The sequence below is a fragment of the Vitreoscilla massiliensis genome (assembly GCF_001457815.1).
Taxonomy (GTDB): domain Bacteria; phylum Pseudomonadota; class Gammaproteobacteria; order Burkholderiales; family Neisseriaceae; genus Vitreoscilla; species Vitreoscilla massiliensis.
The window spans coordinates 19,463-42,548 of sequence record NZ_LN898218.1; the positions used below are offsets into that span (position 1 = coordinate 19,463).

General features: G+C 47.3%; 22 protein-coding genes. 2 read left to right on the plus strand and 20 right to left on the minus strand.

Annotated features, from left to right (window positions below; genetic code table 11):
* Positions 1-38: 38 nt before the first annotated feature.
* The 7 genes from BN3003_RS04135 to BN3003_RS04165 form a co-directional block, all read right to left on the minus strand.
* Positions 39-266: a hypothetical protein gene (locus BN3003_RS04135; protein ID WP_058305481.1), complete on the minus strand. Its 228-nt coding sequence runs from the start codon at positions 264-266 to the stop codon at positions 39-41.
* 10 nt (positions 267-276) lie between these two features.
* Positions 277-2,004, minus strand: a complete 1,728-nt coding sequence (locus BN3003_RS04140; protein ID WP_058305482.1) for a hypothetical protein — start codon at positions 2,002-2,004, stop codon at positions 277-279.
* A 73-nt stretch (positions 2,005-2,077) separates the two neighbouring features.
* Entirely contained in the window at positions 2,078-2,386 is a 309-nt protein-coding gene (locus tag BN3003_RS04145) for a hypothetical protein (protein WP_058305483.1), read from the minus strand.
* A gap of 1 nt (position 2,387) precedes the next feature.
* On the minus strand, positions 2,388-3,305 hold the full coding sequence (locus BN3003_RS04150; protein ID WP_058305484.1) for a hypothetical protein: 918 nt from the start codon (positions 3,303-3,305) through the stop codon (positions 2,388-2,390).
* Between the two features lie 10 nt (positions 3,306-3,315).
* The gene (locus BN3003_RS04155) at positions 3,316-6,783 is read right to left on the minus strand and encodes a hypothetical protein (protein ID WP_058305485.1); all 3,468 of its coding nucleotides are present in this window, start codon (positions 6,781-6,783) and stop codon (positions 3,316-3,318) included.
* A gap of 81 nt (positions 6,784-6,864) precedes the next feature.
* Entirely contained in the window at positions 6,865-7,269 is a 405-nt protein-coding gene (locus BN3003_RS04160; RefSeq protein ID WP_058305486.1) for a hypothetical protein, read from the minus strand.
* Positions 7,269-12,137, minus strand: coding sequence for a tape measure protein (locus BN3003_RS04165; RefSeq protein ID WP_058305487.1), 4,869 nt, complete (start codon positions 12,135-12,137; stop codon positions 7,269-7,271). Before BN3003_RS04165 ends, BN3003_RS04160 begins: the two co-directional genes overlap by 1 nt.
* A 92-nt stretch (positions 12,138-12,229) precedes the next feature.
* On the opposite strand from BN3003_RS04165, the gene BN3003_RS19060 reads away from it, so the two are divergent.
* Complete coding sequence (locus BN3003_RS19060) at positions 12,230-12,997, plus strand: PH domain-containing protein (RefSeq protein WP_234333008.1); 768 nt, start codon at positions 12,230-12,232, stop codon at positions 12,995-12,997.
* A 120-nt stretch (positions 12,998-13,117) separates the two neighbouring features.
* Entirely contained in the window at positions 13,118-13,348 is a 231-nt protein-coding gene (locus BN3003_RS04175) for a hypothetical protein (protein WP_058305488.1), read from the plus strand.
* Here the strand turns inward: BN3003_RS04175 and BN3003_RS04180 are convergent.
* From BN3003_RS04180 to terL, 13 genes are all read right to left on the minus strand, one after another.
* Complete coding sequence (locus tag BN3003_RS04180) at positions 13,329-13,589, minus strand: hypothetical protein (protein ID WP_058305489.1); 261 nt, start codon at positions 13,587-13,589, stop codon at positions 13,329-13,331. The genes BN3003_RS04175 and BN3003_RS04180 overlap by 20 nt on opposite strands.
* Before the next feature lie 90 nt (positions 13,590-13,679).
* Positions 13,680-14,432 (minus strand): phage tail tube protein, encoded by a 753-nt coding sequence (locus BN3003_RS04185; RefSeq protein WP_058305490.1) that lies wholly within the window; start codon positions 14,430-14,432, stop codon positions 13,680-13,682.
* Positions 14,433-14,489: 57 nt separating this feature from the next.
* Entirely contained in the window at positions 14,490-14,954 is a 465-nt protein-coding gene (locus BN3003_RS04190) for a phage tail terminator protein (protein WP_058305491.1), read from the minus strand.
* A 2-nt stretch (positions 14,955-14,956) separates the two neighbouring features.
* Entirely contained in the window at positions 14,957-15,388 is a 432-nt protein-coding gene (locus BN3003_RS04195; protein ID WP_058305492.1) for a phage virion morphogenesis protein, read from the minus strand.
* Entirely contained in the window at positions 15,388-15,804 is a 417-nt protein-coding gene (locus BN3003_RS04200) for a DUF1320 domain-containing protein (RefSeq protein ID WP_058305493.1), read from the minus strand. The genes BN3003_RS04195 and BN3003_RS04200 overlap by 1 nt, the downstream gene beginning before the upstream one ends.
* Positions 15,805-15,806: 2 nt before the next feature.
* A complete protein-coding gene (locus BN3003_RS04205) occupies positions 15,807-16,796 on the minus strand; it encodes a major capsid protein (RefSeq protein ID WP_058305494.1) in 990 nt (329 codons plus the stop codon).
* 18 nt (positions 16,797-16,814) lie between these two features.
* On the minus strand, positions 16,815-17,159 hold the full coding sequence (locus BN3003_RS04210) for a hypothetical protein (protein ID WP_058305495.1): 345 nt from the start codon (positions 17,157-17,159) through the stop codon (positions 16,815-16,817).
* Positions 17,152-18,126 (minus strand): hypothetical protein, encoded by a 975-nt coding sequence (locus tag BN3003_RS04215; protein WP_058305496.1) that lies wholly within the window; start codon positions 18,124-18,126, stop codon positions 17,152-17,154. Before BN3003_RS04215 ends, BN3003_RS04210 begins: the two co-directional genes overlap by 8 nt.
* Before the next feature lie 266 nt (positions 18,127-18,392).
* Positions 18,393-18,698, minus strand: a complete 306-nt coding sequence (locus tag BN3003_RS04220; RefSeq protein WP_058305497.1) for a hypothetical protein — start codon at positions 18,696-18,698, stop codon at positions 18,393-18,395.
* Entirely contained in the window at positions 18,695-19,987 is a 1,293-nt protein-coding gene (locus tag BN3003_RS04225; protein ID WP_058305498.1) for a phage minor head protein, read from the minus strand. The genes BN3003_RS04220 and BN3003_RS04225 overlap by 4 nt, the downstream gene beginning before the upstream one ends.
* Entirely contained in the window at positions 19,980-21,134 is a 1,155-nt protein-coding gene (locus BN3003_RS04230) for a phage portal protein family protein (protein WP_234333010.1), read from the minus strand. Before BN3003_RS04230 ends, BN3003_RS04225 begins: the two co-directional genes overlap by 8 nt.
* The gene (locus BN3003_RS19065) at positions 21,095-21,433 is read right to left on the minus strand and encodes a hypothetical protein (RefSeq protein WP_234333012.1); all 339 of its coding nucleotides are present in this window, start codon (positions 21,431-21,433) and stop codon (positions 21,095-21,097) included. Before BN3003_RS19065 ends, BN3003_RS04230 begins: the two co-directional genes overlap by 40 nt.
* Before the next feature lie 11 nt (positions 21,434-21,444).
* Positions 21,445-23,085 carry a phage terminase large subunit gene (gene terL, locus BN3003_RS04235; RefSeq protein WP_234333016.1) on the minus strand — a complete coding sequence of 547 codons (1,641 nt, stop codon included), beginning with the start codon at positions 23,083-23,085 and terminating at the stop codon, positions 21,445-21,447.
* Position 23,086: the final 1 nt, after the last annotated feature.

A 23,086-nucleotide genomic window follows, 5' to 3' on the forward strand; every position in this document is an offset into this window, starting at 1 on the left:
TCCCGTTTGTACTCATGCCTTAGTGCATACGAGTACAGTCACACAGCTATATCTGTCATACTGATATCCGGTGCTTGCCCAGTGATTACTCTTGTTTTCATGTCATAAAACACCATTTGCCCGACCGATGCGCTGCCTTTGAGAAGCAAAACACGGCCGCCTTGGGTTTCGGCCTGATACGTGCCACCACCTTGGTCTGCCGTGATTTTTGCAACCGCAATTTGCTGTGGGTTTACCAGCGCTTTAAATACGTTTGAAATGTTCATTAAAGCCCCTTTAAACGTCAAGATAACGGTCAACCGTCAGGCTTTGCCACAGCACAACCGCGCCTTCTGCTTCAACGTCAACACTGATGGACACGCCTGTAATCACGCCGCGCCAATAGCCGCTTTGTTCATTAAATTGCCAAATGTCGCCCACATTTGCCCTCGGTATTGAATATTCAGTGCTCCACGGCAGCTTGACCGTTTCAGTCTTGTGCACCCCAGTGTCAGACAGCGCGGCGACGCCGGCGGCACGGTGCACCGGCAAATCGGTATAGAGGGCATGAACCTGAGCAGATGCGCGGTCTGTGCGGTCTGTGCCGGTGCGGTACACGTCTGCGCCTTTGCCGCCCGCCTCATGGTCTGCCCACACAAACACACTTGTGCAGCGTTTGTTAACGCGCTTCTGGCCGCTTATTTCAGCAATGACGCTGTCAGGGATGGTGACGCTTGCGCTTGCTTTATTGACTTCCCAAGCGGCTGCTGGCCATCGTGGTTTAAACGTGATTTCAGGTTTAGCCGGGTCGCTGTACACAAAGCCGCCGGCGGCGGTGGCGATGTCAATCAGGTTATCCATCGGTTTTTTGTCAGTGATGTTGTAACTGCCCGCGGGTATAAACCAATCAGCAATATCCCAAGCCTTGATTGTGAATGGCAGATATTGAAGCTGTTGGTCTGCAATCTGGCGCGCATACAAGTCTGCCTGTATCGTGCCTGACTTGCTTGCTGCGTAATCGCCTGTCAGTTTAGCTGTCAAACTGCGGCCTTTGACTGTGAATGTTTTCTTACCAAAGCTGCGGCTGTCTGAATAGTCCTCCGCAATGAATATCCAAGCCTCCCCGTTGATTGTTAGTGTGACTTCGGCCTCGCCACCGGGCGCTCGACCGTCCATGTTGATTTTAGCGAAGTCGTCTGGGTACAGGCTTATGGTTGCTTGCCAACAGAAGCTGCTCATATCTGTTGTAACTGATGCGCTTAACAATTCAAGTGGCAGGCCGTCAACGCTTGCTGTGACTGTATTTAGCATGATGTAACTCTTTAAAATAGGTATATTGTCAATGGCCGAGCACTGGAATGGCAGCGGCAGCAGTGCCGCGTCGTATTCAATACGACGGCGCCTGATTTGCAGCGGTAATCGATGACTCGGAAAACGTGGGCACGGTCTCACAGTCGGGTCAACAGGTTTGGGCGGTATTGGGACTGGGTAATACTCACAAGGGATATCACGCGCCACGCTTGCTTTTAAACTGCGGCAGCCAGCAACATCATGGCCGCTTTCGTATACGGCCTGTAAAACTTCTTGGTATGCCGTGACCGCGCTATGGCTCTGTTTCACGCATGTTTTGATGTCATTGCCAAACGACATACGCACGTGGCTGTTTTCAGATACTCCGGTAGACTCAATATAACGCGGGGTGTCGCATTGCTTTAATCCCGCCACGCTGCTGTTGTACACATCAAACGCGCTTGATAAATCAGGTGCGGTGCCCATTTGGCTACGGTCACAATTGACCAAGTCATACATGCCTATTGTCGTTGCTTTGTAGCAGCCTGTTTCCTGATTTGCGGCAAACCACAACACAGGCAAATCAAGCAAATCAACACACACGGTATTCATCGCGTTTAAACACAATTGCTGTTTGCTTGCGCCTGTGTACACGCCGTAAAATGCCTGACTTATTTTGACTTGCTTCTCGCCATCGGGCGTCGGAATTGCGCCCAGACGTCGTTTAAACGCCATTGGTAAAGCATTTGCTGTCGCAGCCCCAATGCGGTTAAACAGTGGCTGTGGTAATGAGTTAGGTATGAATGGGCTAGCCATTATTCGATGCCGGTTTGATAAAATCCCACACTACAGGCTCATATTTTTCTTTATCGTCCACCGCCATTACCATGTATGTCTTGCTCACATCTAACCACGGTATGAGATACGTTCCATCTGCATTGCTCCACGTCTGCCGCAGGCATGGAAACAGCTTGGTACGCTCAAACACAACAATGCGCTTCTGGCTAGGCTTGCCATCGACTGTGACAATGCCGTTGCCATTACCCGCTATAAATCCTTGGTACTGAGGGTCTTTTGCACTGTAAATGCTCATTTTTGCATCAAGATAATTGAACATCTTAATCCCACTCAGTCAAATTAATCATAAAAAACATTGTGGGGGCAAGGTAATTAGCGCCCCATGAGCTGCGAGATAAATTGCACACTAAGTAATCCTTACCGTCTATGGTTTTCTCAGCAAAATGTTCAGTCGATAGCAAGGATTGATGAATTAAATAACCGAATGGTAAAAATCCTCGCAATGCTCCGCTCTCTGTCACCGCAACCTTTGAATACAATACTTCTGAATTGATTGGTGAATTACCCACTAATAAATTGTCATTAAATAATGAAGAAGGCACCGCTTTCGGCCAAGTTGACAAGCCATCAGTTGAACTTGAAATGATCGAATAGTCGCCATTCCAAAAGTTACTATTTTTTGATGAGAGTCCAGCCGCTCCAAATGTACCGGCGTGAAAAATTCGCAATAACAATGTGTTGCCCCGCGCATTGTTGACTCTGTTTTCAATATCACCAAAAAATAAACCGGCACCGTTTGCGCGTGCTTTTACTGAAAATATCCCTTTAACCCCAATAATAATAATGAATGCGCTGTGATGCCCAACCACGACCCACTCAATACCGGATGAGTGAAATGTCGGAAACGTGCTGTCAGTTACAGTCCCCTTTGTAATCAATGCTCCGCTTGCATCGGTATCTGAATATGTTGAAATCGTTGCGTAAGTTGTAGCTGTTCCGGCAATGTGAATAATACGTTTACCTGATTCCAAGTCTGTCGGCCTAAACGCGCAGTCAAATCCGTCGGATGACTCTGTGCCAGGTACAATTTCCCAGCCAAGTGGCTCTTTTCGGTTTGCACCTGAACCATAACCAGCTATTAAACATGCTTTAAGCACGGTTTTAAAATCACCACGTCCGCCCACAATTTGAGGCGCATCGGTGTCTGAACTTCTGAAAACTTTTACAGGTGTTCCCATTTTCTATTCCTTACTTATCAACCGTATTGCCACGCAAGCACATTGTGAAGCCGTCTTTGCCCGTTTGTGTTGTGGGGCTAGGCTGCACCGCACGCAATACCCAAGTCGGCATTTGGCTGCTGAATGTATTAAAGCGTATGCAATTGCCTTGGGCCCAGCCGCCGCCGAATGCGCCGCGTGGTAATGTAAAATACGGTTTCCCCGTTGATGGGTTCGGCGGTGACAAATCAGACAAGCGGTCGCCGGTTGCAATCAAGCCCAAGTTTTCACCGATAACATCAAACTGAGAATCGGTCTTAAACAGTAATAACCAGCGCTCAGTGATCGCGCCGTTAGACGTTAGGCGAATTGGGTAATCCTTCACATTCAGCTTCGCTAAAATCTCATCGGTCTGGCGCTCATTGCTCCAAATCTTATTCCAAGCCTGCTGTGAAAATGGCGCGGTAGCACGGACAAGCAAATCACCGCCGATAAAGGCGCTCGATACGGTAGTTCCGTCCACGGGATAGGCACGAGATGTACCGAATTGCAGCTTTAAAGTGCCGTTAATATCCAAGCCCACAACACGGTTTTCTTCTTCCTGTACATGGTGTGCGGTGATGGGCATGGTATAAGCAGACAAATCAATCTGCGGCTCCCATGTCACCGTGCCATCAGTTAAGTCGGTCGTGTACAGTTCAGCATTGATGTGCTTTGCGTTTGCGTCAACCAGGCACACGCGGCTTAAATCACCTCGGTCTAGCTGTATCACTTGATTACCGGTGTGTGCACTGCCTATGCTTTGTTTGACTTTATTGCCAATCACTATCATGTCACCGCGGCGGAAAATGGGCACACGGCCATCAGGTGGCAGGCGCACTGCATCGATGCCGATGATTGAACTATCAAGCGGAATATTTGACTGCACCACGGTGTTGTAGCGCACGGATTCAGGCGTAAAGCCTTTTGTGCTGGCCAGCTCATAAAAGCCGGTTTTGGTTTCAATCGTGCCGGTGATGTCGCCCGCAATCACTCCGTTAGCGCCCGCAGTGCCAACAATCAAACCACTCTGGCCATTGGCGTAAGCTGTGAAGCTTTGAGGCTTAACTGGTGCCGCGAGAGTGTAGCCATAGGTTTGTTTACCCAACAGGCCGCCCACCGCGTACACGCCAGCCAACACTTTGATGGTGCCAAGTGCAAGGCTTGGATTGGTAATGGCCAAATCGCCGTATGCTGACAATGTGCCGACTTCTTCACCGTTTCCAGTCAGGCTGTTGATGTTGCGATACAGGCGGCCCATGCGCTCGTATACCTTTGCACCGCCAACCTCAAACACAAACGAATTGGGCACGCACTGAAGCGGCTGTGGCTTGCCCGTCAGTACATTGGTTGAGTAATAGCTGATGGCTTGTTTACTGGAATAAATCCGTGTTGCGGTTGATTGCAGCTTGTAAAAATAGGAGTTGGGGCCAGGCAATGGAGTGACATCGCGACTAACAATTTTAAAAATACCCCATTCACCAATACTGCTTTGATGCAGTATCGCTTCGGTTGACTCCCAGCTTGGTGTAACACAATCGCCCTTGATTGAATTAAAAGGCACGATAAACAGGCCGGTTGAATAGTCTATGCTTGATCCAACCACCAATTTACCGTTACGCATCAATTGTCCGTTGCCGTTATCGGTGAATACAAACATATTGCGTTCTTGAACCTCAACAAAATCGGTGCCCATATAGTTCCAGGCTTTGATGTCCTCGTGGTAATACAAGTCGGCCACAATCTTAGTTGTGCCGCGCACAGTTGGGCCTATGCTGCCCGATATTTGGGTTGCTGTGGTTTCAAGGGTAAAGCTGGTTTTTGCGTACTCGTCTGCGTAGTAATCAAAGCCAATGTCTGCTTCAGCAATACTGCTTCCAGCGTTTAGGTAGATTTGGCCGCCTGCGTAGTCCACACGGCCTGTTAGTGCTCCAGTTAAAGTGCCTTGGCCATTGTCAGTGACTGTGCTGGTGCCAGTGTTAATTTTGACAGTACCAGGCTTAATAATCGGCTGTGGCACTTGCAACAGCGACAGCTCTGGGTTCAGCGTGACAGGCACAATCACGCTACCAGCATCTTTGTCGTTGATGGTTTTGTAAAAATCGACTGGTGCCCAAGTGATGATGATTTTTGAACCCACATCCGGCTGTTCAGGCAGTGAAATCACAACCGACCCGGTGCGTGCGACAGACCCACGGATTTTGCCTTCTTTGTCGCGTAAATTATAATCACCGTGGTCGGTCAGCTCATACCACGCGCCTTGCGACATCCATGCAACTGACACGGAGCCGTTCGTCGGCTTCGGGTTTAAAAGCGGCGCCCATTCTGTGCCTTGGTTTGTGTCATCAATATTAACGATGGTAGAGCATGAGGAATTGCTGACTTTTGCTGCCGGCACTGCTTGAATTACCGCGTTATACAAAGCAGGCACATTGCGTATCACTGCATTGTCGTAATCGATTGTGAGCACGTTCTTGCCATCAACAAGTTGGCCTTGGGCATTGTCTTCGTAATTCAATAATTCAACGCTGCCCGGCAGTACAGACTGATTCAAATACAAATCGCCGGCAGCGCGGCTGCCAGTAAACACTGCCTGTCTTACGCCAGTTTCTACCCAATAAGCTGTCTTACTTGGGTATTGGTCTATTAGCGCTGTTTCGACCAAACTGGTGGGCACGATTTTTTCAAAGATGTCGTCGACACGGATCGTTGCAGATTGTGCCGTTATCGGTTCAACAAGTGCGCGACAGCCGTAATATGTGGCTGTGTCAGCGACCTGAGTTTCAAGAATCTTGGTCGGTGGGTTTGTATAGCCTTTGGATGAGGGGTAATCTACACCAGTAAAGTCACGGCCCAATGCGTTTGAAGTTTCCATCTTAACTACACGTCTTTGGAACTCCTTGCCTTCAGGGTCTTCAAACGTGCGAATTTCGTGTGTCATTGTCAAAATGCGGAAATATTCTTGCACTGGCAATTTGTTTTTTTCTTCAAACGACAAGCAATAGCGTTCGCCAACGATAGGCAACGGGGCTTCAACACGCTGGTATGCTTGAATGATGCGTGACCCGGCAAGTTGTCGGCCGAGCAATGTCATGCGTGATTCGATGGTTGGCACACTGTACGCCTCAATGCGCGGCAAAATGTCTTTGCGTGCTTCGCCATAGTTTTGTGCTTTGAACAGTAAAAATGAGACGTTCTCCATTACAGGCCGCTCAGAGATAATGCAATGGCCGCCGTACAACGGCTCCTCATCCTCTCGCAACACTGCTGGGTAAACCAAGCGTGCATTGAATGCACCCATCGTGCGGTCAACGTCTGAGACCGGCGGGAATAACTCATTGTCTGCGCCGGTTAATGCTGTACCGCGCATCAGGCCGCCGCCATCATCTGTGTCGGTCAAGCGTTCGGATGGGTAGATTTTGAGGTCTTGCTGGGTTAAACGTGTTGTTTGCTGTGCCATGACTGAAGCCTTTAAATAGTAAGCTTCAGTATAAAAAAAGACGCTGTTTAAAGCGTCTTAGGGAATGAGAGTACAAACGGTTTACATGGTCATCAATTGAATTGACAAGGTATAGCGATCCGCTCCAGCTTCAGGCGTGGCATAGCGAACTGGCTCAACTTTATTGAGCGAATTGTCGTGGTATCGAAAGCCAACCGTAAACTGGCGGCCATCGTAGTGGGTTAATGTCAGTTTAAGATTGGGAACATCAGTCCAGGTACGTAATGTTTCAACCAATGTACGCCCAAACCACACCCAATCACCATCAAGCGTAATTGGCCGGCCTGCTTGTTTAATGCTTTGCTGGACCAATACCGCGCCTGCGAGACTGTATACTGGTTGTGTTTGCGAAATGGCAGACCATGCAAATTCATCGCTCCAGTGCATGTCCTGGTCAAACTCCAATGTTTCACCGGTGTCGTTACGTTTTAATTTCCAATTCGCCATTACATGCCCATCCTTTTCATTTCATCTAAAATTTGATTCATAAACTGGCTCACAGCCGCATCTACCAAGCCTTGGTCACGGCCAGCTAAAGCATTTTTCAAAGCACTGGCTATCTGATTGGCCATACCTGCGGTGGCTTCTACAGGAACGGTTGCCGTCCCGACATTGATTTCAATCGGTACTTGTTCGGCTTGCGCTTGTGTCGCGGCTTGTTCGGCGGCAATGCGTTCTGCTTCGGCTTGCTGTTGAGCACGTTCTTTTTCAAGTGCTGCTTGGCGTTGCTTCTCAGCATAAATTTGCTCTTGTAGTTTGATTGCATTGCGGTAATCGCCAACAGCCTCACGGTTTTGAGCGGCTTCGGCTTCTTGCAATTTCAAATTCAGCTCACGTATCTTGGATTGCTGTTCCAAGGCTTCACGCTTGGTTTCATCGCCGCGCGCAGAGGCCAACTCAGCTTCTAAGCCTGCACGTGTGTCTTCGGCCTCGTCACGCATGGCTTTAATCTTTTGCCGTGCCTTGTCTATGGCTTCATGCAGGTTTTTAAGTGTGGTGCTGTCCAACTTACCAAATCGGGCATTGGTTGCTTCTACCGCGGCGGCTAAGTCTTTTTGGTTGACTGTGCCGGCTTCAATTTTTTGGTTCAAGTTTTCAGTGGCTTTTTGGGCGCGTTCTGTCTGGTCTTGATAAATCTTGACGTAGCGGTTGTACTCTTTGAAAAATGCAAGTACATCGCCGCCTGGATGATATTTCATCTGCTCACGCACTGCTGAAATCATATTTTTGTATGCTTCAGCATTGTTGATGATGCTGCGGTCAAAGATTGCCCAGGTAATCGCTTTGTACGACTTAGCTGTGCCAGTTGCTGATTTTGTCGCACTGGCCACGCCATTGGTGGCACCTGCTTGCTGTTTTAAAGCTTCTGTGGTGCTTTTAGTGGCCGCTTGCTGCTCTGCATTGGATTTTTTAACGTCTTCAGCAAGCTGCAAGCTTGCTTTGCCCGCATCATCAATGACTACTTTGTAGCCGTATGTTTCAGCGCGTGCTCGTACCCATGATTTGCTTTGTATGTCACCCGAGGCCAGTGCTGCATCTGCCGCGCGCTTAAAGCCGTCTGCAAGCCCATCAGTCGTTGCTTTTCCGGAGTCTTTGACACGTTCAAATGCGGCTTGCATGTCTTTGGCTGAATTGCCTAATGCTTCCTTCGTTTTAATTCCAAGCTTTTCAAATGCCTGGTTAACAGGGTTTAAAGTGTTGTTAATCTCTTGTAATCGACTGTTTGCATTGATGATGCCTTGCTCAACGTCGCGCATGGACAACGCGCCGGTTGTGCCGAACTCTTTGATTTTTTTCTTAGCAAGGTCAATATCAGACTGATTAGCGGCCGCTTTCAGCATCTCGTCAATCGCACCACGCACCACAGCACCGGCATTCATGCCGCTGGCTTTCATTTCATTGAAGCCAGCACGGATTTTGTCGATGTTACGCTGTGCCGTCAGCATGGCCATGCTGGGTTCATTCATTGCAGCGGTGATGTCCACACCCAAGGTTTGCGCGGCGGCTTTTGCACCAATCAAGGCTTGGGGTAACTCTTTGGCTTTTGCCGTGGTGTTTTGCAGTGCTGCGTTGACTGGGTTCAAGGTGTTGTTGATGTCTTGCAGCTTGGTTTCTGCTTGCATCAAACCTTGTTCGACCTGACTTGCCGACATTGCACCTGTAGCGCCAAATTCACGCCATTTTTGTTTGACTGCTTCAATGTCGGCTGGGTTAACCGCGGCTTCTAGCATTTGGGCCATTGCTTGGCTGACTACAGAACCCGCATTGATTCCACCAGCACTCATATCTTTGAAGCCAGTTTGTAACAGGTCAATTTTTTTCTTGGCTTCGCTTACTGCTGGACTAATTTCGCTCATTGCAGCACGTACATTAATGCCCATGCCGTCAGCTGCACCTTTGGCGGCCTTAAGTGCTGGGGACATTGCCTCAAGTTCTTTGGTAGTAGTTTTGGCCGCCAAGCCAGCTTCTTGTAAAGGCTTAATGACCTTGGCAATCTCTTCGTCACTTGCGCCAATTTTTTTAGCTGACTCAGTCCATTCAGTTTGTGCTTTTTGCGCGGCTACCTTAGCGGCCACAGCGACTTTATTCGCTTCTGCGGCTTGTTTTGTTGCGGTTTCTTCAGCATCTGTACCAATGGCAGCATTGGCAGTGTCTTGCGCCTCCTTGGCCTTGTCGGCAGCCTCTATTGCAGCCTGTGCCGCGGCTTGATACGCTGCCTTAGCTTCGGTTTCAAGACGTAAAAACCGTTGCTGTTCTGATTCAATTGCACGGTCAGCGGCCTGAACGGCTTTAGACTCAAAATTCATAGCAGCATTGTGAGCCTTACCGAAATGCTTATCTGATGCTTCTGATAAGCCTTTAGCTGCCTCTTCAAAATTCTTAGAAATGTCACCAAATGTTATTTTGGACAAGCCCTCAGCCATCAAAGCAAATCCGCCCAATGATGTGCCTACAACCAAATCTATACCTATACCCAATGCCGCTATACCGTCCCGTAACACGCCTATGGTGATATTCACACCATCAATAATACTTTTGACTATGTCAAAATCTTGATCTGCGTTGCCGCTTAATGTGTTAAATGCCTGGCCAACCGCATTAATACGATCCACAATTGAGGTAATTAAATGTGCAATGGTCAGACCTGCTTCTTTGACGCCTTCATACGTGCCGACAAACGCATCTTTAATACCACCCGATACTGTGGCGTCCATGCCCGCCATCTGCGTTTCCAACCACGTGATGGATTCACCGATGTCTTGCATCACCTTGATTGCAGCGTCTGCAATACCGCCTTCGCCAAAACCATTTAACAACTCATTAAACTGGTTTTTTAGTATGTTGATTTGCCCACTTAAAGTATTTGCATTGGCTGCGGCTTCTCCTGCAAATACTTCTTCCAGTGCCGCGCCAAACCTTGGCAAGAAGTCTTCAGCACTGATGCCAGACTCAACCATTTTTTCCAGTTCCGCAGTGGTTACACCCATAGACTTCGCAGCGATACCCATTGCAGGTGTCAAACGCTCACCAAGCTGTTGACGCAATTCCTCCATGCTGACTTTGCCTTTACCGGCAATTTGGCTCAACGCGAGGAACACACCGTTGGCATCATCGGCCGATAAGTGCATTGCAGCGGCTGCATGGGCCACGCCACTGAATATTTGTTGTGTTTGTTGTTGAGTGATATTCAATTCTTTTGTGGCTGAGGCAAGGCTGCCATAGCCCTTAGCGGCACCTAATACTTCCAAACCCAATTGGTTTGAAATATTGCGCACAAAGTCCAATTGCTTACCACCTTCTTCAACGCCTCCAAAAGCATAATCAAGGCGTTGGCGCACGGCTTGGAACTCTTGTGTTGTACGTAATACCGCACTCAAGCTTTCTTTGACCCCGTACAAACCAGCGGTGACGCCAGTTAATGCCATCGCCTTTTTACCAATGTTTTGCAGTGACTCTGCAATGGGATTCATTGCGCTGGGCATACTGGCGGCTTCGCCTTTGAGTTCGCGTATTTTTTGGCGGTGCAATTCAGTGGCACGCGCAAGTTGTGTACTGCTTAATGTGCCACTGGCTTTTAAACGCTCATAAGCGGCCTGTATTGCATTGATTTCGGCAACATTGCGCTCGTCAATGTCAAGGCCTAGTTTTGCTTTATCGGATGCCAGTTGATTTAGGCGCTTGGTTTTTTCAGTGACAATGCCGAGTTGGCTTTCCAAGGCTTTGACTTTTGCGGTGTAACGCTCGGTGGCACGTTCCAATTGTGAATTGGTCAAAATGCCGCTGGCTTTGAGCGTTGCGTAAGCTGTGTGAACATCAGCCAATTCTTTACTGGCTTTATCATCCACATCAAACCCAAGTACTGTCTTTGCCGCCGCAATGCGTTGAAGTTGCTTGGCTTCTTCGGACATGATGCCTAGGCTTTGTTCCAATGCCCGTACTTTTTGATTGTGCAAATCGGCAGCGCGACCAAGCTCCTCATGACTCAATGTGCCGCTGTTTTTTAAGTCTTCATACGCTTGTTTGACAGCCTGAATTTCAGCACGCGCGCGGTCATCGACATTCAAACCTAATGTGGTTTTTGCCGCTGCGATGCGCTGTAACTGTTTTGCTTCGTCAGACACAATGCCCAATCTGCGTTCCAACATTTGTACTTTTTGTGCGTGCAATTCTGCCGCGCGGCCAAGTTCGGCTTGGCTGAGTGTGCCGCTGCGTTTCAGTTCTTCAAATGCTTGTTGCGTAGCGGCCAACTCATTGCGAGCATGCTCATCAATATTTAATCCTAGCTGAATGCGTGCGGCGGCCAAGGTTTTTAAGCGCTGTGCCTCAGTAGTTAATTCAGCCAGTTTGCCTTTGACCGCCTCGGAGCCAGCCTGTAATTGCTTCAGGGTTTGATGTAGATTTTTAGTAGAAATGCCCGCATCAGCCATTGCGGTACGGGTTTGCGATACTTTTTGATTTAAAGACTCTTGCTGACTTGTCAGTGATTTTGTTTCTCTGATGGAGGCCTGTAGTTGCTTCTCAAGCGATTTCGACGGGCTGACGTTAAACTCGGCAGCCAATGCCGCTGTTTTAAGTTTAGAGGCTTCAAGTGCTTGGCCCACATCTCGCGCTTCAAGTTTAAGCTCGCGAAAGCGGGCAATCAGTTTTTGATTGTTTTCTAACTGTTGCCATTGCTGCGTCAATTCAGCGCCTTCACGCCTTAAATTGGATGTGTCTATACCAGCAGCTTCAATTTCATCTGCAAGCCGCGATACTGACTCGGTGCCTTTTACATCGGCTTTTATTTCTAAACCAGCCTCGAATTTTTTAGCCATGTCCAATGAATATAATTTGTCTATAATGCTGCAAATTATTTCGTTTTTAATGGGTTATTGTGTCTGACGGCACAAGAGTACAAGGGGTGGTAATGGTTAATTTGTATGATTTACTTAGTGTCAAACCATCGGCAACAGTTGAGCAAATTCAAAGGGCATTAATCAATGCAGCACAAAAAAGAACTCTGAATCTTGAACAGCTCGAAAAGATTAAAGTCGTGTTGTTGAATGACTCATCGCGTGCTCAATACGATGCAAAGTTATTTGCAAACTATCCTGATATCAAAGCCCAATTTGATGCTGATAGAGCTGAAATTGAAAATCGTGAAGCATTGCAGGCTCAAAAGCTTGCACAAGCAGCTAAAGCAACACCAGAGACACAAAATAATAATTTCATTTCGGGAGCAAAAAAAATGGGGTTTGGATTAAATAAATTGGTCCAAGGTGTCCTTGGCAACATGAGCGAAGTTACTCTTGATGAGTTGGAACAACAATTTAACCGCTACCTATTTGATCAAGAAAAAATTACTGTTGGTTATAAGTTAGTGCGGGATGTCATAGTTTTTACAGATCAACGAATCTTATTCATTGATAAGCAAGGTGCATCAGGGAAAAAACAAAGTTTTAAATCGATTTATCTGATGAATATTGTGGATGTGGAAATGGAAACCGCAGGCATGGGCTTGGATGATAGTGAAATCAACATCTATTGCTTACAGAATATTTACCGCAAAGCTCACCAGGCACAAATGGTTAAATTCAAATTTGAATTTCCAAAATCGACTGATATTGTGCCACTTTACACCATGCTTGGCAGCTTGGCTTATCAAAACAGACTTGAAATTAACCAGCCTGAATAAGGCGTATTTTATTGACTTCAAGTTATGCGGATTTAAGGCAATATTTGTTTCGTTTTGCTATTTCTCATAATTTCAATGGAGAAATACTTTAAAAACCTTACGTATTTGACAGGAGAATTCATGCACAATAGCAATACCGTTTTAGATGCAATCGTAAGTTTGCATCAAGAGCAAAAAAGTATTTTTCCAAAGGATTTAATCGACATTCTTGAAATTGAAGAGGATGAACTCATGTCGATTTTAGATACGCTTTATCTTTCAGGTAAAATTACTGCCAAAGTTCGTACCAGTAAACAGCGGCACAATTTAGGTGCCGCGTTAGAATATGGTTTTATTGTTCCGGTTGTATAGATGGCTCTTTCCGAACATGCATTTCGGTCAGCACCCAATCGTCCCCAGCATGGTCAAAAGTCAGGTGGGCTTTGGAAATGGCCTTAAAATCGTCACTTTCTGGCCATTTGCCTTTTTGCATGCTCTGATTAACTGTCACGCCAAAGGATCCGCTTTGCGTTCCCAGGTAAGGAATTGGTGAGGTAATGCGCAATTCTTCGGTTGCTGGGTCGTACTCTGCTGTAAAAGTGATTTTTTTCATGATTTTCCTTTGCAATACAGGCCGCATTAAGCGGCCTGTGCATTAAATATTGTCTAAAAATGTACCAATGTTCACTTAAAATTGCACCACTTACTCAATTTCTGTGAACGTGTATGGCGCATTCGTACCGCTTTTGACCACAGTGCCGGCCAAAGACGATTCCGCAAAATCATCACCAAACCAGTCGATTTCTGAATCTGCGCCAACCGATACGGATGGGATGTGCAAGGTGCCAGCTTTGCCAGTAGTGCGGTTTTCACCTTCAATCATGATTTCCAGTTTCAAGTTATCCAGCACGCCAGCCTGAATTTGGAAGCCTTTAACCGCTTTGGTTTTGAATGATGCTTTGATAGAGTCACCAGCCAACACAGTGTTACTGCCTTCATTAATTTGAATCATGCCTAAACCAGCATGTACTTGGTAAGCCGTTTTGTCTACTACGGTATCTGTTGAGGTTTTGAGAGCCACAGTGTCGGGATCAATGTTGGTTTTGCCCAAAGCATACCACTGGCCTTGTTGACCAATTTCAATAATGGCGTCTGTCACGGTTTCTTCGGCTTGGTTAAAGTCAGCGTCTTGGCCCATCAGCGCCATTGCCAAATTGTGACGGTCAATCGTGTCACATTTCATGCTGAATGTGGTCGGTTTTGGGGTGGTGATGCTGTCTAAAGCCACACCATACGTGCCTTTTTGTTTGCTGATGCGTTCTTTCGATTCCGATTCTGACTTTAGCGCCAAAGAGGTTACGTTGCCCACATCCACAAAACCAGCACCAGGAATCATCTTATTTTTGATGTAGGTTTTACCGGCAAAAATCATGCCATTGTCTGCTTGTCGTGCCATGTCTTTACTCCATTTCTAAAATATTATTTCAAAGGTTTTAATGCGGTTTAAAAGCGGTTAATTTGCGTTCACACAAACGGTGGTAGTGAAGCTAATCGGGTAAAAGGCATAACCATCGTTGTATTCAATCGGCGGCGAATTGCTTTCTGCAAACGGGCTGACTACAAACTCTTTACCAGGGTCCCAACCTTGCAATGCTTTTTTGATAGCTGTTAGGGTTGCGCCAGTTTCATACAGTGTTGATTTGCCGCCTTCTGAATAGCGTGCGCAGTAAACCAAGGTAAAAAACAAAGTATTCTTTTGCAGTTTTCCTTGGCCTGCTGAGCCATCTTGTGTATGGCCACCGTAAACCACATACACCGCACCATGTGCCGGTGCCGTTTTGCGTTTTTCCTTGGCCTCGTTCATAAACACTGCCAAGTCACTGGCTTCTTTAACCAACATCACACCAGGTATGCTGCGGACCTGGTTCAATAACTCAGGGTAAACCGCCAGCATGTTGTCATGCATCTGCAAAGCCATACTTACGCTCCTATCAGGCCGTTAAGCCAATCATCAAGTAAATCGTCAACATCTTGGTAATCGCCAGATGACAAACCCAGAAATGGCCGTGCGGGCATTTTGGCGGTACCTTCTTGGAGCCACTTCGCATACATTTGGCCAGAGCCGACAATCACGCTGTCTTTACTGGCTTCGTATGTGATGCCACGCAGTAAAGTGCCGCGATGCACCAAAATACTGCCTTTTTTGCCTTTGGCCGCTTTGGTTGAGCTGGCCAGATCTGCCCATGCCTTGCCATCTGCATCGGCTTTGGACTCGGCAATACGCAAGCGCGTACTGCCTTCCAAAACAGCACCGATTGATGCCATGACTGGTTTTAAATCATCCATTTGGCCAGCAAGCTTGGTAAGCCGTTGGCTGATGGGGGTTAGGTCTGCTTGAATGATTAAACGCATCAGTATTTGCCTCCAATGTCGGCCCATGATGCTGGGGGCTGATTTGGAATCACTGTGCAACGAGATGGATTGGTGGCCTTGGGGGTGGCATTGGCATCAAGCATTTGCGGGTTTTTAACCACGTCTTTAAACCAGCTTATGGCTTGTTTGTAACGGGCTTCAACAATGTCAGTCACACCGTTTTCATACAGGTAGTAACGGGCAATGTCGCAAGTCTTGATAACCAATGCTTTAGGCGGTGTCTTTAAAACCAAACCAGCGGCCTGTAAATACGCACCCGCTTCAGCTTCTGCATCCTCAATGGCTTTTTGCAACACACTGTCATTGAGGACTGCATAGGCTTCTCGGTCTGTGAGCTCAATCAGCTCTTTTTTGCCAAAGCGCTCGAGCAAATCGTCGCGGGTGATGATGGCCATGGCTATGCCTTCGCTGTCGCAACCAAACCAGGACGCAACACCAATGGCAATGGGTTAGATTGCGCATGGATGCTCCAGCCTTTGTCATGCTGCAACTTTTCTCGGCTGGCGTAATACGGCAATGCTTTGGTGTTCACTGTGGCGTTCATGTCAGCTGGTGCAAAGTATTCAACGAACGTGCTGCGCGTACCCAAAGGCAATATCAAACCTTCGCCTTCAGTGATTTTTGCCCCGGAATCACCAAATTCACCATCGTATTGCATGAATTGGTAGCCATTGTGTTCAAACATGATTTGATTTTCATTGGCTTCACGGTATGCGGCACCGTCACGGTAACGCTCATACAATTCTTTGATGGAATCGTGGTATTTCAATGCCGCCATAAATTCAGGGCTGCACAACACCAACCACTTGATGAGGAATTCGCCTTTCAAATGCTTGCGCATTTTGGTTGAGGTTTCATCCATCACAGCACCGACTTTTGTACCTGCGGTGCCCAATTTCCAGTCAAACACTTGGCGCGGCAGGTTGAATTCGTCATAGATGTCATACAAAATCGAGCCATCAGCATCTAAAATCTTGCCTTGTAATGCGCCCAACTGCATGTGCTCGCGGGTGAATTCCAAATTGGATTTGGAATCTGCCAATTTGTCATTGACCACAGAATCAACGGTTTGAGCATTGGTGCCACCAAACGCACGCACGTTTTGCACTTCATCTGCGCGAATAACATCATCCACCGGCAAATGTGGAATTTTGAAGGTGCGAATATTGCGTTTGCGGCTTTCCACTGGTTCACCAGGCAAACCACGTTCTTTGGATTGCACCAACTTCAATGTGCCTTCCAAGTGCTCAACATCCACATGAGTGGTGGTTAAAGGCTTAGGTGTGAACAAACCCAAGCTGCGGATTTGAGTGGGATTAGTGGGTAAAGCGTTAATGGCTTCGGTCATTGCTTGAACGCCGAAACGGCTGTCGCTGCTTAATGGCATTTTGTTTTCCTTGTATTATTAGGCTAATGGTGTGCCTTGGTAGATAATTCCAAAGGCATCGCCTTGCTTGGCCAGGTCTTCAACCGTTTTGGGCAATTCTTCAGTACCACCTAAAGCTGTGCTGATGGCGGCTTCACTGACCAGTGATAAATCAATGATGCAGCTGTGTGGTTGCACCACCACTTGGCCATCGCTTTCGTCTGTCAATGCCACTAAAGGCATTTCACGCAGTGGGAATTCCACCAAGGCACCGGCTTTTGTACCAATGGCTGCGGGCACGGTAGTCCGAGTTAAACGAGAGGCATCCCACTTTAAAAAATCACTGATAGTAGGACCGAGGGTGGCTGGATTGCTTTTAGACATAATTGGCTCCATTGTTTTTGCGGGCAGCTGCATCGGCAGCTAATCCAGATAGGGTGGCTCCAGGCTGCTTGTCTTTTAGCGTTGAATCACTTAACAAGCCACCAGGCACTGCAGGTTTGGCATGGCCACTTGGTGCCAAGTCAGCAATCATGGCTTTCGCATCTTCTGGCTTGGCAGACAACAGCACGCCATAAGTGGCGGCGGAAACACCTTTAAAACCTTTGCCGTCTTCATTGCGATGGAAGCCAGCGGCAGACAGTTCAGCATCCACTTCGGCTTCTTGTGCCGCTTTTTCAGCATCGGCCTTTTCAGCTTCCAATTTTTCATTGGCCGTTTTTAAATCTGCTTTTTCTTGTTCCAGTGTCGCCACTTGAGCTTTTAAAGCGTCCATTTCTTGCTGTTCTTCAGGTGTCATGGGTACATGCTCCTCTGATGGTTGTGGTAATAAACCAGATAACGCCGATGCGCTTGTATTTGGATCCACCCCCACGGCCGTAAACGACACTTCACGCACCACACAATCACGCCAAATGCTCAAAGGTCCAGAAACCTCCTTGCCATTTACGGTAGTGGTAGCCCCTGCGGCCAACTCTTCAGAACGACCAACTGCAACATGAACCGACATTTCCCACGGGAATCCTTCATCCGAAGCTTGGGCAATGAATTGACCCCATTCATTGCTCAAAAATGTGCCAGTTACCAACAAACCTTTGTCAGGGTCTACCGATAACGTGCCACTGCCTGCTGGCTGCATGTGTTCGTGCAATATAGCCACTTTGGGTTTGTGTTGAATGTTGTCGAGGTCAATGACGGTATTCCAGCCCCAGCGAGAAAAAGGGAGACCGCTGGTAGCCACACCACTGAATTTACGTGGGTCGTCGCCATTAGCTGGCTTGATGTCTACATTGATGCCACTGGATAACTTGGCTTCAATGCTTTTTGGGGGGGTGGGGGTTTTCGTAGTCATGGGGCAATTGTGCCGCCATGATGGCGTTAAGGTGTCTGACGGGATACGAGTACGAGAATCAGAGGGAAACTAACACCCCAATATCCTGAAATTTGCCAAATTGGCAGCAAATGGGGTTTGGCAAACCTGCATGGCTCTTGTAAAGGCTGTAAAGACCCTGTAAAGAACGATTCTGAGAGGGGTTTAATGCTTTGGGTATACCTTTGTATCACCCGCATGAAAAAAGCCCGTTTAAGGGCTTCTGTGGCGATTTTGAATTTTAAGACTTATTGCTTATACCGTGGGTCAGATTGCAAGGCTGCTTGCAAGACGGCTTTATGGGGTTTCAAACTGTCAAATTCGTCACAGGCTTGCATGATGAAATCGGCAACAAGTGAGAAGTGTTCAGCAGGCACATGACTAATGGACAAAACCTCCCCATAGTATTGACCTTCAAACTCATCGCTAAAATCGGGCAATTGGGTTTGTAACTTGGGCAGCATAAAGTTAAACAAATCATAGACGGCACGTTTACCCAACTGCACATCACGGATAACTCCGTTTGCATGGATGATTAAATTGTCTATGCTCATAATGACTCGCTTACTAAAAATTGTATTTTTGCTTGTTGTTCTTGTGGCAATGATAACACATAGGCAACTAATTTCATTCGGTTTAATTGATTCAATTGGCGTAAATCCAATGGAACAATATCAGCTTTGGCCAAATGTTTTTGGATGTTTAGCTGATGGTCTTTCCACCGCAGCTCAGTATCAGCAAAGTATTGGTTAAATTTATCAACTTTAAACAGGTTTCTTGGGTCCTGAGTGTACATAAAGTCAATCGTGGTCCATTGCTCTTTCGGTTTGTCAGCATCAACAATATAGAAGTCGGGGGGTGTTTCGTTTTCCAATGCGTAACGCTCAAGTTTTACATTGTGAGCGACTTGCCACCGCGCTGCTGCATCTGCTTCTGATGGTTTTGCAATCCCATCCAACACATCGACCAGTAAACGCCCAATCTCTTTTTTGGAAACTTTCGCAGGTAATGTGGTGGTTTTGATGCTGTCTGGCATGTTGAATCGCTTGGATAACCACGACTCACGCGATTGAATCAAACTGTCTAAAGCATCCGTGCCGTGTTTGTCACCAAACAATGCATCCAATGCACCCAGACGATCACCGTGGTTATGGGCAAAACTGGGAGTAATGTCAGCTGGAATATTGACCACTTCACCAGTGCGCTGATTCACCACATCGACGACTTCAACCTCTGGCTCATCTGAAATGCCGTATTTTTCTGCCTGCTTGCGTGTCAATTGGGTCACACTGCACAAACAGCCGTAACCATTAGGTGGATAAATGGTATTCCACAGCTCATGCTCAACAGGTAACACCAAGCCATAATAGCGCTTGTGCGCTTCACGCGGATTACTGGCCGCACTGGCGTTGTAACGCAAATATGGCAAAGCCGATTTTGTTGACTGGATTCGTTGCCATTGTCCGGCTGCATATGCGGTGGCCATGTTGGTTTGGAAGATTGTTTCAAGACGGCGGGTACTGCCAAGCTGTACTACTTTTGCTTGCTCATCCAAAGGGTCCAACATGATTTGCTCGCCCCACCAACCACGGCTCATTAAATACGGTTTTAAACGCTGTTTAAACGCATTAAAATCACTGCCAGTTGTAATAGCATCTTCTAGGGCCGATTTCACTTCAGCCAATAAGTCAGCATCCAGCATTTTTGCAACCGTAAAAGCCACTGCATGTTCATGCATCCACACATCTTCATAAGCAAAGCTTGGCAACAGCTTCTTGGACTTCAAATACTCCAACGCAGCACGGTCTATCAATCCAATGGGGTTGAGTTCAATTTCATCCATGGCTTTGAGCCTCGCTGCCTTTGATAAACTCATGCACGGCGTCACCCAATACGCGTTGGATCAACGCATTGTCACCCTCGCTTAAGTCCATTCCTGAAAGTTTGGCTTCAAAATCAGCAAACGACTCACATTCATCCAGTGCAGATACAATGGCATCGATCTTGGGTTGTGAAAACCCATTCAACGGATTGCCTTGCTTGTGTTTGCCTGACAGCCTAGCTGACAAAGATGCATTGCCAACATTGGGTGTTTTGACATCATCCGCCAACACAAAGTGGTTGGGTTCAAAACCTAACACATCAATGTAGTAATCTTCGGTAAAACGCAAATTGGCATCTTTGGCATATTTGGTGTCGCGGTCAGCACGTTTATTGTCAATTTCGGTTTTTTTGTTGAACTCAAACCACAAGCCTTTGGGAGCTGTAATGCTTTTGCCATAGGCTTCATTAACCATCAGTAATGCATCAACCAAGTGTTGTGCAGCCAAATTCAGCAAATGCAAATAACCATCAATGCGGTCACCTTTGGTGTTCTCTTCGGTTTCTTGAGCTGCTCGGCTGCCATTTTCCAAGTCTGAGGTCTTGACCTTACCCAGCATGTGTTTTTGAATGCGTGAGTTGGCCATGCGGTCTAGACGTTGAAATGCTTGACCATCGGCGTTGTTTTGTAACATCACAATATCGTCTTCACGGCTCATGTTCATGGCACCACCACTGAGTAGGCTGTAAACCTTGGCAGTTTCGTCATCTACATCAGTGCGGATACTGTCAGTTTTGGTGATCAGCAACGGCTGGGCATAGCGCTGAATGAATTGTGCAGCATAGATGAATCCATGTTTACGTAATGCCACCGCAGGGTACAAACGAGCACCCGCCATTTCGCCCGCTGGATTGGTACTGGTGGCACGATGGGTCAACAACAAATACATGACTTTGGTGTCAACGGTTTCTTCACCACTACCACCCGTATATACAAGGCTGCCATCGGTTTTAGGTGTGTATTTGTCCAACTCCGAAGATTTGTCGCTAATCGTGTCTATGGTTAAAAAGCCATCGTCTTCTTTTGCATAGATGTAACGCAGAACTGCATACCCATTCAGTTTTGCTGTTAAAACCGCCTCAGCCAGCACATGCAGGTGTTTGCGCACGATGCGCCACAGTCTCTATTGCTGACCACTTCGTCATCGGCACCATCGCCCCACAAGCGCCATGAGCGGGCCAGCATGGCCATGCGCAAGTCTTCACGGCAACTTTCGACTTCATCATCTGATGTGATCATGGCATAAGCTTCTTGGCGCGATATACCCAAGCGCTCCAGAAGCTGGTCTGTGCTTTCGCCACTGGCCATCACCATGTCTAAAGCGTCACTGGTAGCAGAAGTCAGGCTGTTAACGGAGGTTTTAAGCTGTTTTTTCTGTGCTTTGATTTTGGATTTTGATTTGCTCATTTGTATTACCTTTAAAATCGTGGCAATTGCGGTGTTGGGATGTGTATGACTTTGGTGGGCTTCCGATTGGCCCCAGTGGTTGCAGCCATCCACAGCATTTGTAATGCGTCAGGGCCATCGTCGTGCTCATGGTTTGGCCATTCACGCAATTGACTGATCAGTGTTTGGTGGCTTTGGCTGAGTTTGACAAACCCATTGGCAAAGTGCGGTTGTATGCTTTCAATGCGCAACTCTTTTTCGACCGAAGGTGTAACACCACGCGCTGGCACGTGTATGCCCAACTTGGCAGACTCTTTTACCAATTCATCCTTAAAAAACTCTTGAAACTGGACCGTTTCAATTACCCATACCTGACAGCCATATTGCTTTTGCAACTCGATAACTTCTTGAATGATCAGGCTTGGCACCCGCTTTTTAATCCTGGCTTCTTCTACAAACAAAATGCCTGTTTTCTTTTGATAGCCTCCGACCAGGATGGCAGAAGGGTCACGGCCTTTGCCTTTCTTGCCCAGTGAAGGGTCAACCGCGCCGTAATACACCACATCCAATGGCATGGCTGCATAATATGAACCATCAATGTATTCAGAGAAAATGGCCTCATCTGGATTGCCAGGCTTGTTTTGATACTCAGTGTTAAAGACATCCACGCCATCACGTGCGCGGATTTTCATCAACACAAGCAAAGGCCGCTTCGACCAACTTACTTCGCTGCCTGCAAGCATTTCGGCTTCATGGGTGGCATAGAAAGCCTTCGCCGGCTCTTCACCTTCGGTGCGATAAATGTTTTCCCATTCATCCCACAAATCCATCCGATCTGGCCACTTGAGAATAGAAGAGAACAGACTGCTGCGCCAAAATGGGTTTTTAAGCGTCTGAGCCAGCACACTGTCAATGTGCAAAACCGTGCCGACATAGAAAATGTCGCACTTATTGCCCGCACCGCCCAGTGGCTGAATCACGCGGGCAATCCAGTCTTTCAACTTCTTGCGCAAACGCTCATTTTTAACGTGGTCATCGTTCTCCAAGTCATCGAGGTAAACCACATCAGGACGGTTGGCACCATTCTTGGCACCACGGATTTTTTGACCTTGGCCATAGGCTTTAATCTTGTTGCCTTGGCGTGTGCGTACCTCACCAATGCGCCATATCGCGCCTTTACCGCACACTTCTGGATAGTCCAAGGCCAATGCAGTGTTGGTCTCCAATTCGGTCTTAATGCCTTCGATAATGCCATCCGCTTGTTCTTCGGTATCAGACACAATCACATTATTGTGTTTGACGTTGCGCACTTCGTCATACAAGGTTTTGATTTGGGCTATCAATGTGGTTTTGGCTTCACCACGGGGAGCCGCCACAACCAACGATATGGACTCGGCTTCTTTTTCTACTTCGGGTAAGGTTTTATAAGCCCATTTATGGAATGCTGACTCCGTGTCATCAGGGAAGTAATGCGGGAAATAGGTTTTGGCAAAGAAACGGAAACCAGCTTCATCCCCAACAAACACCTTTGCACGGCGGGTTTTGATGTCGTCTGGCTTATCGGACAGGCCGACTTCAACCGCTTCCATCTTGCGGATGATGTCAGCACGAATGGCCAACATTTGTTGGCGTAATTCGTCTTTACTCAGTTTTGGCGATGGACTTCTGGCCATG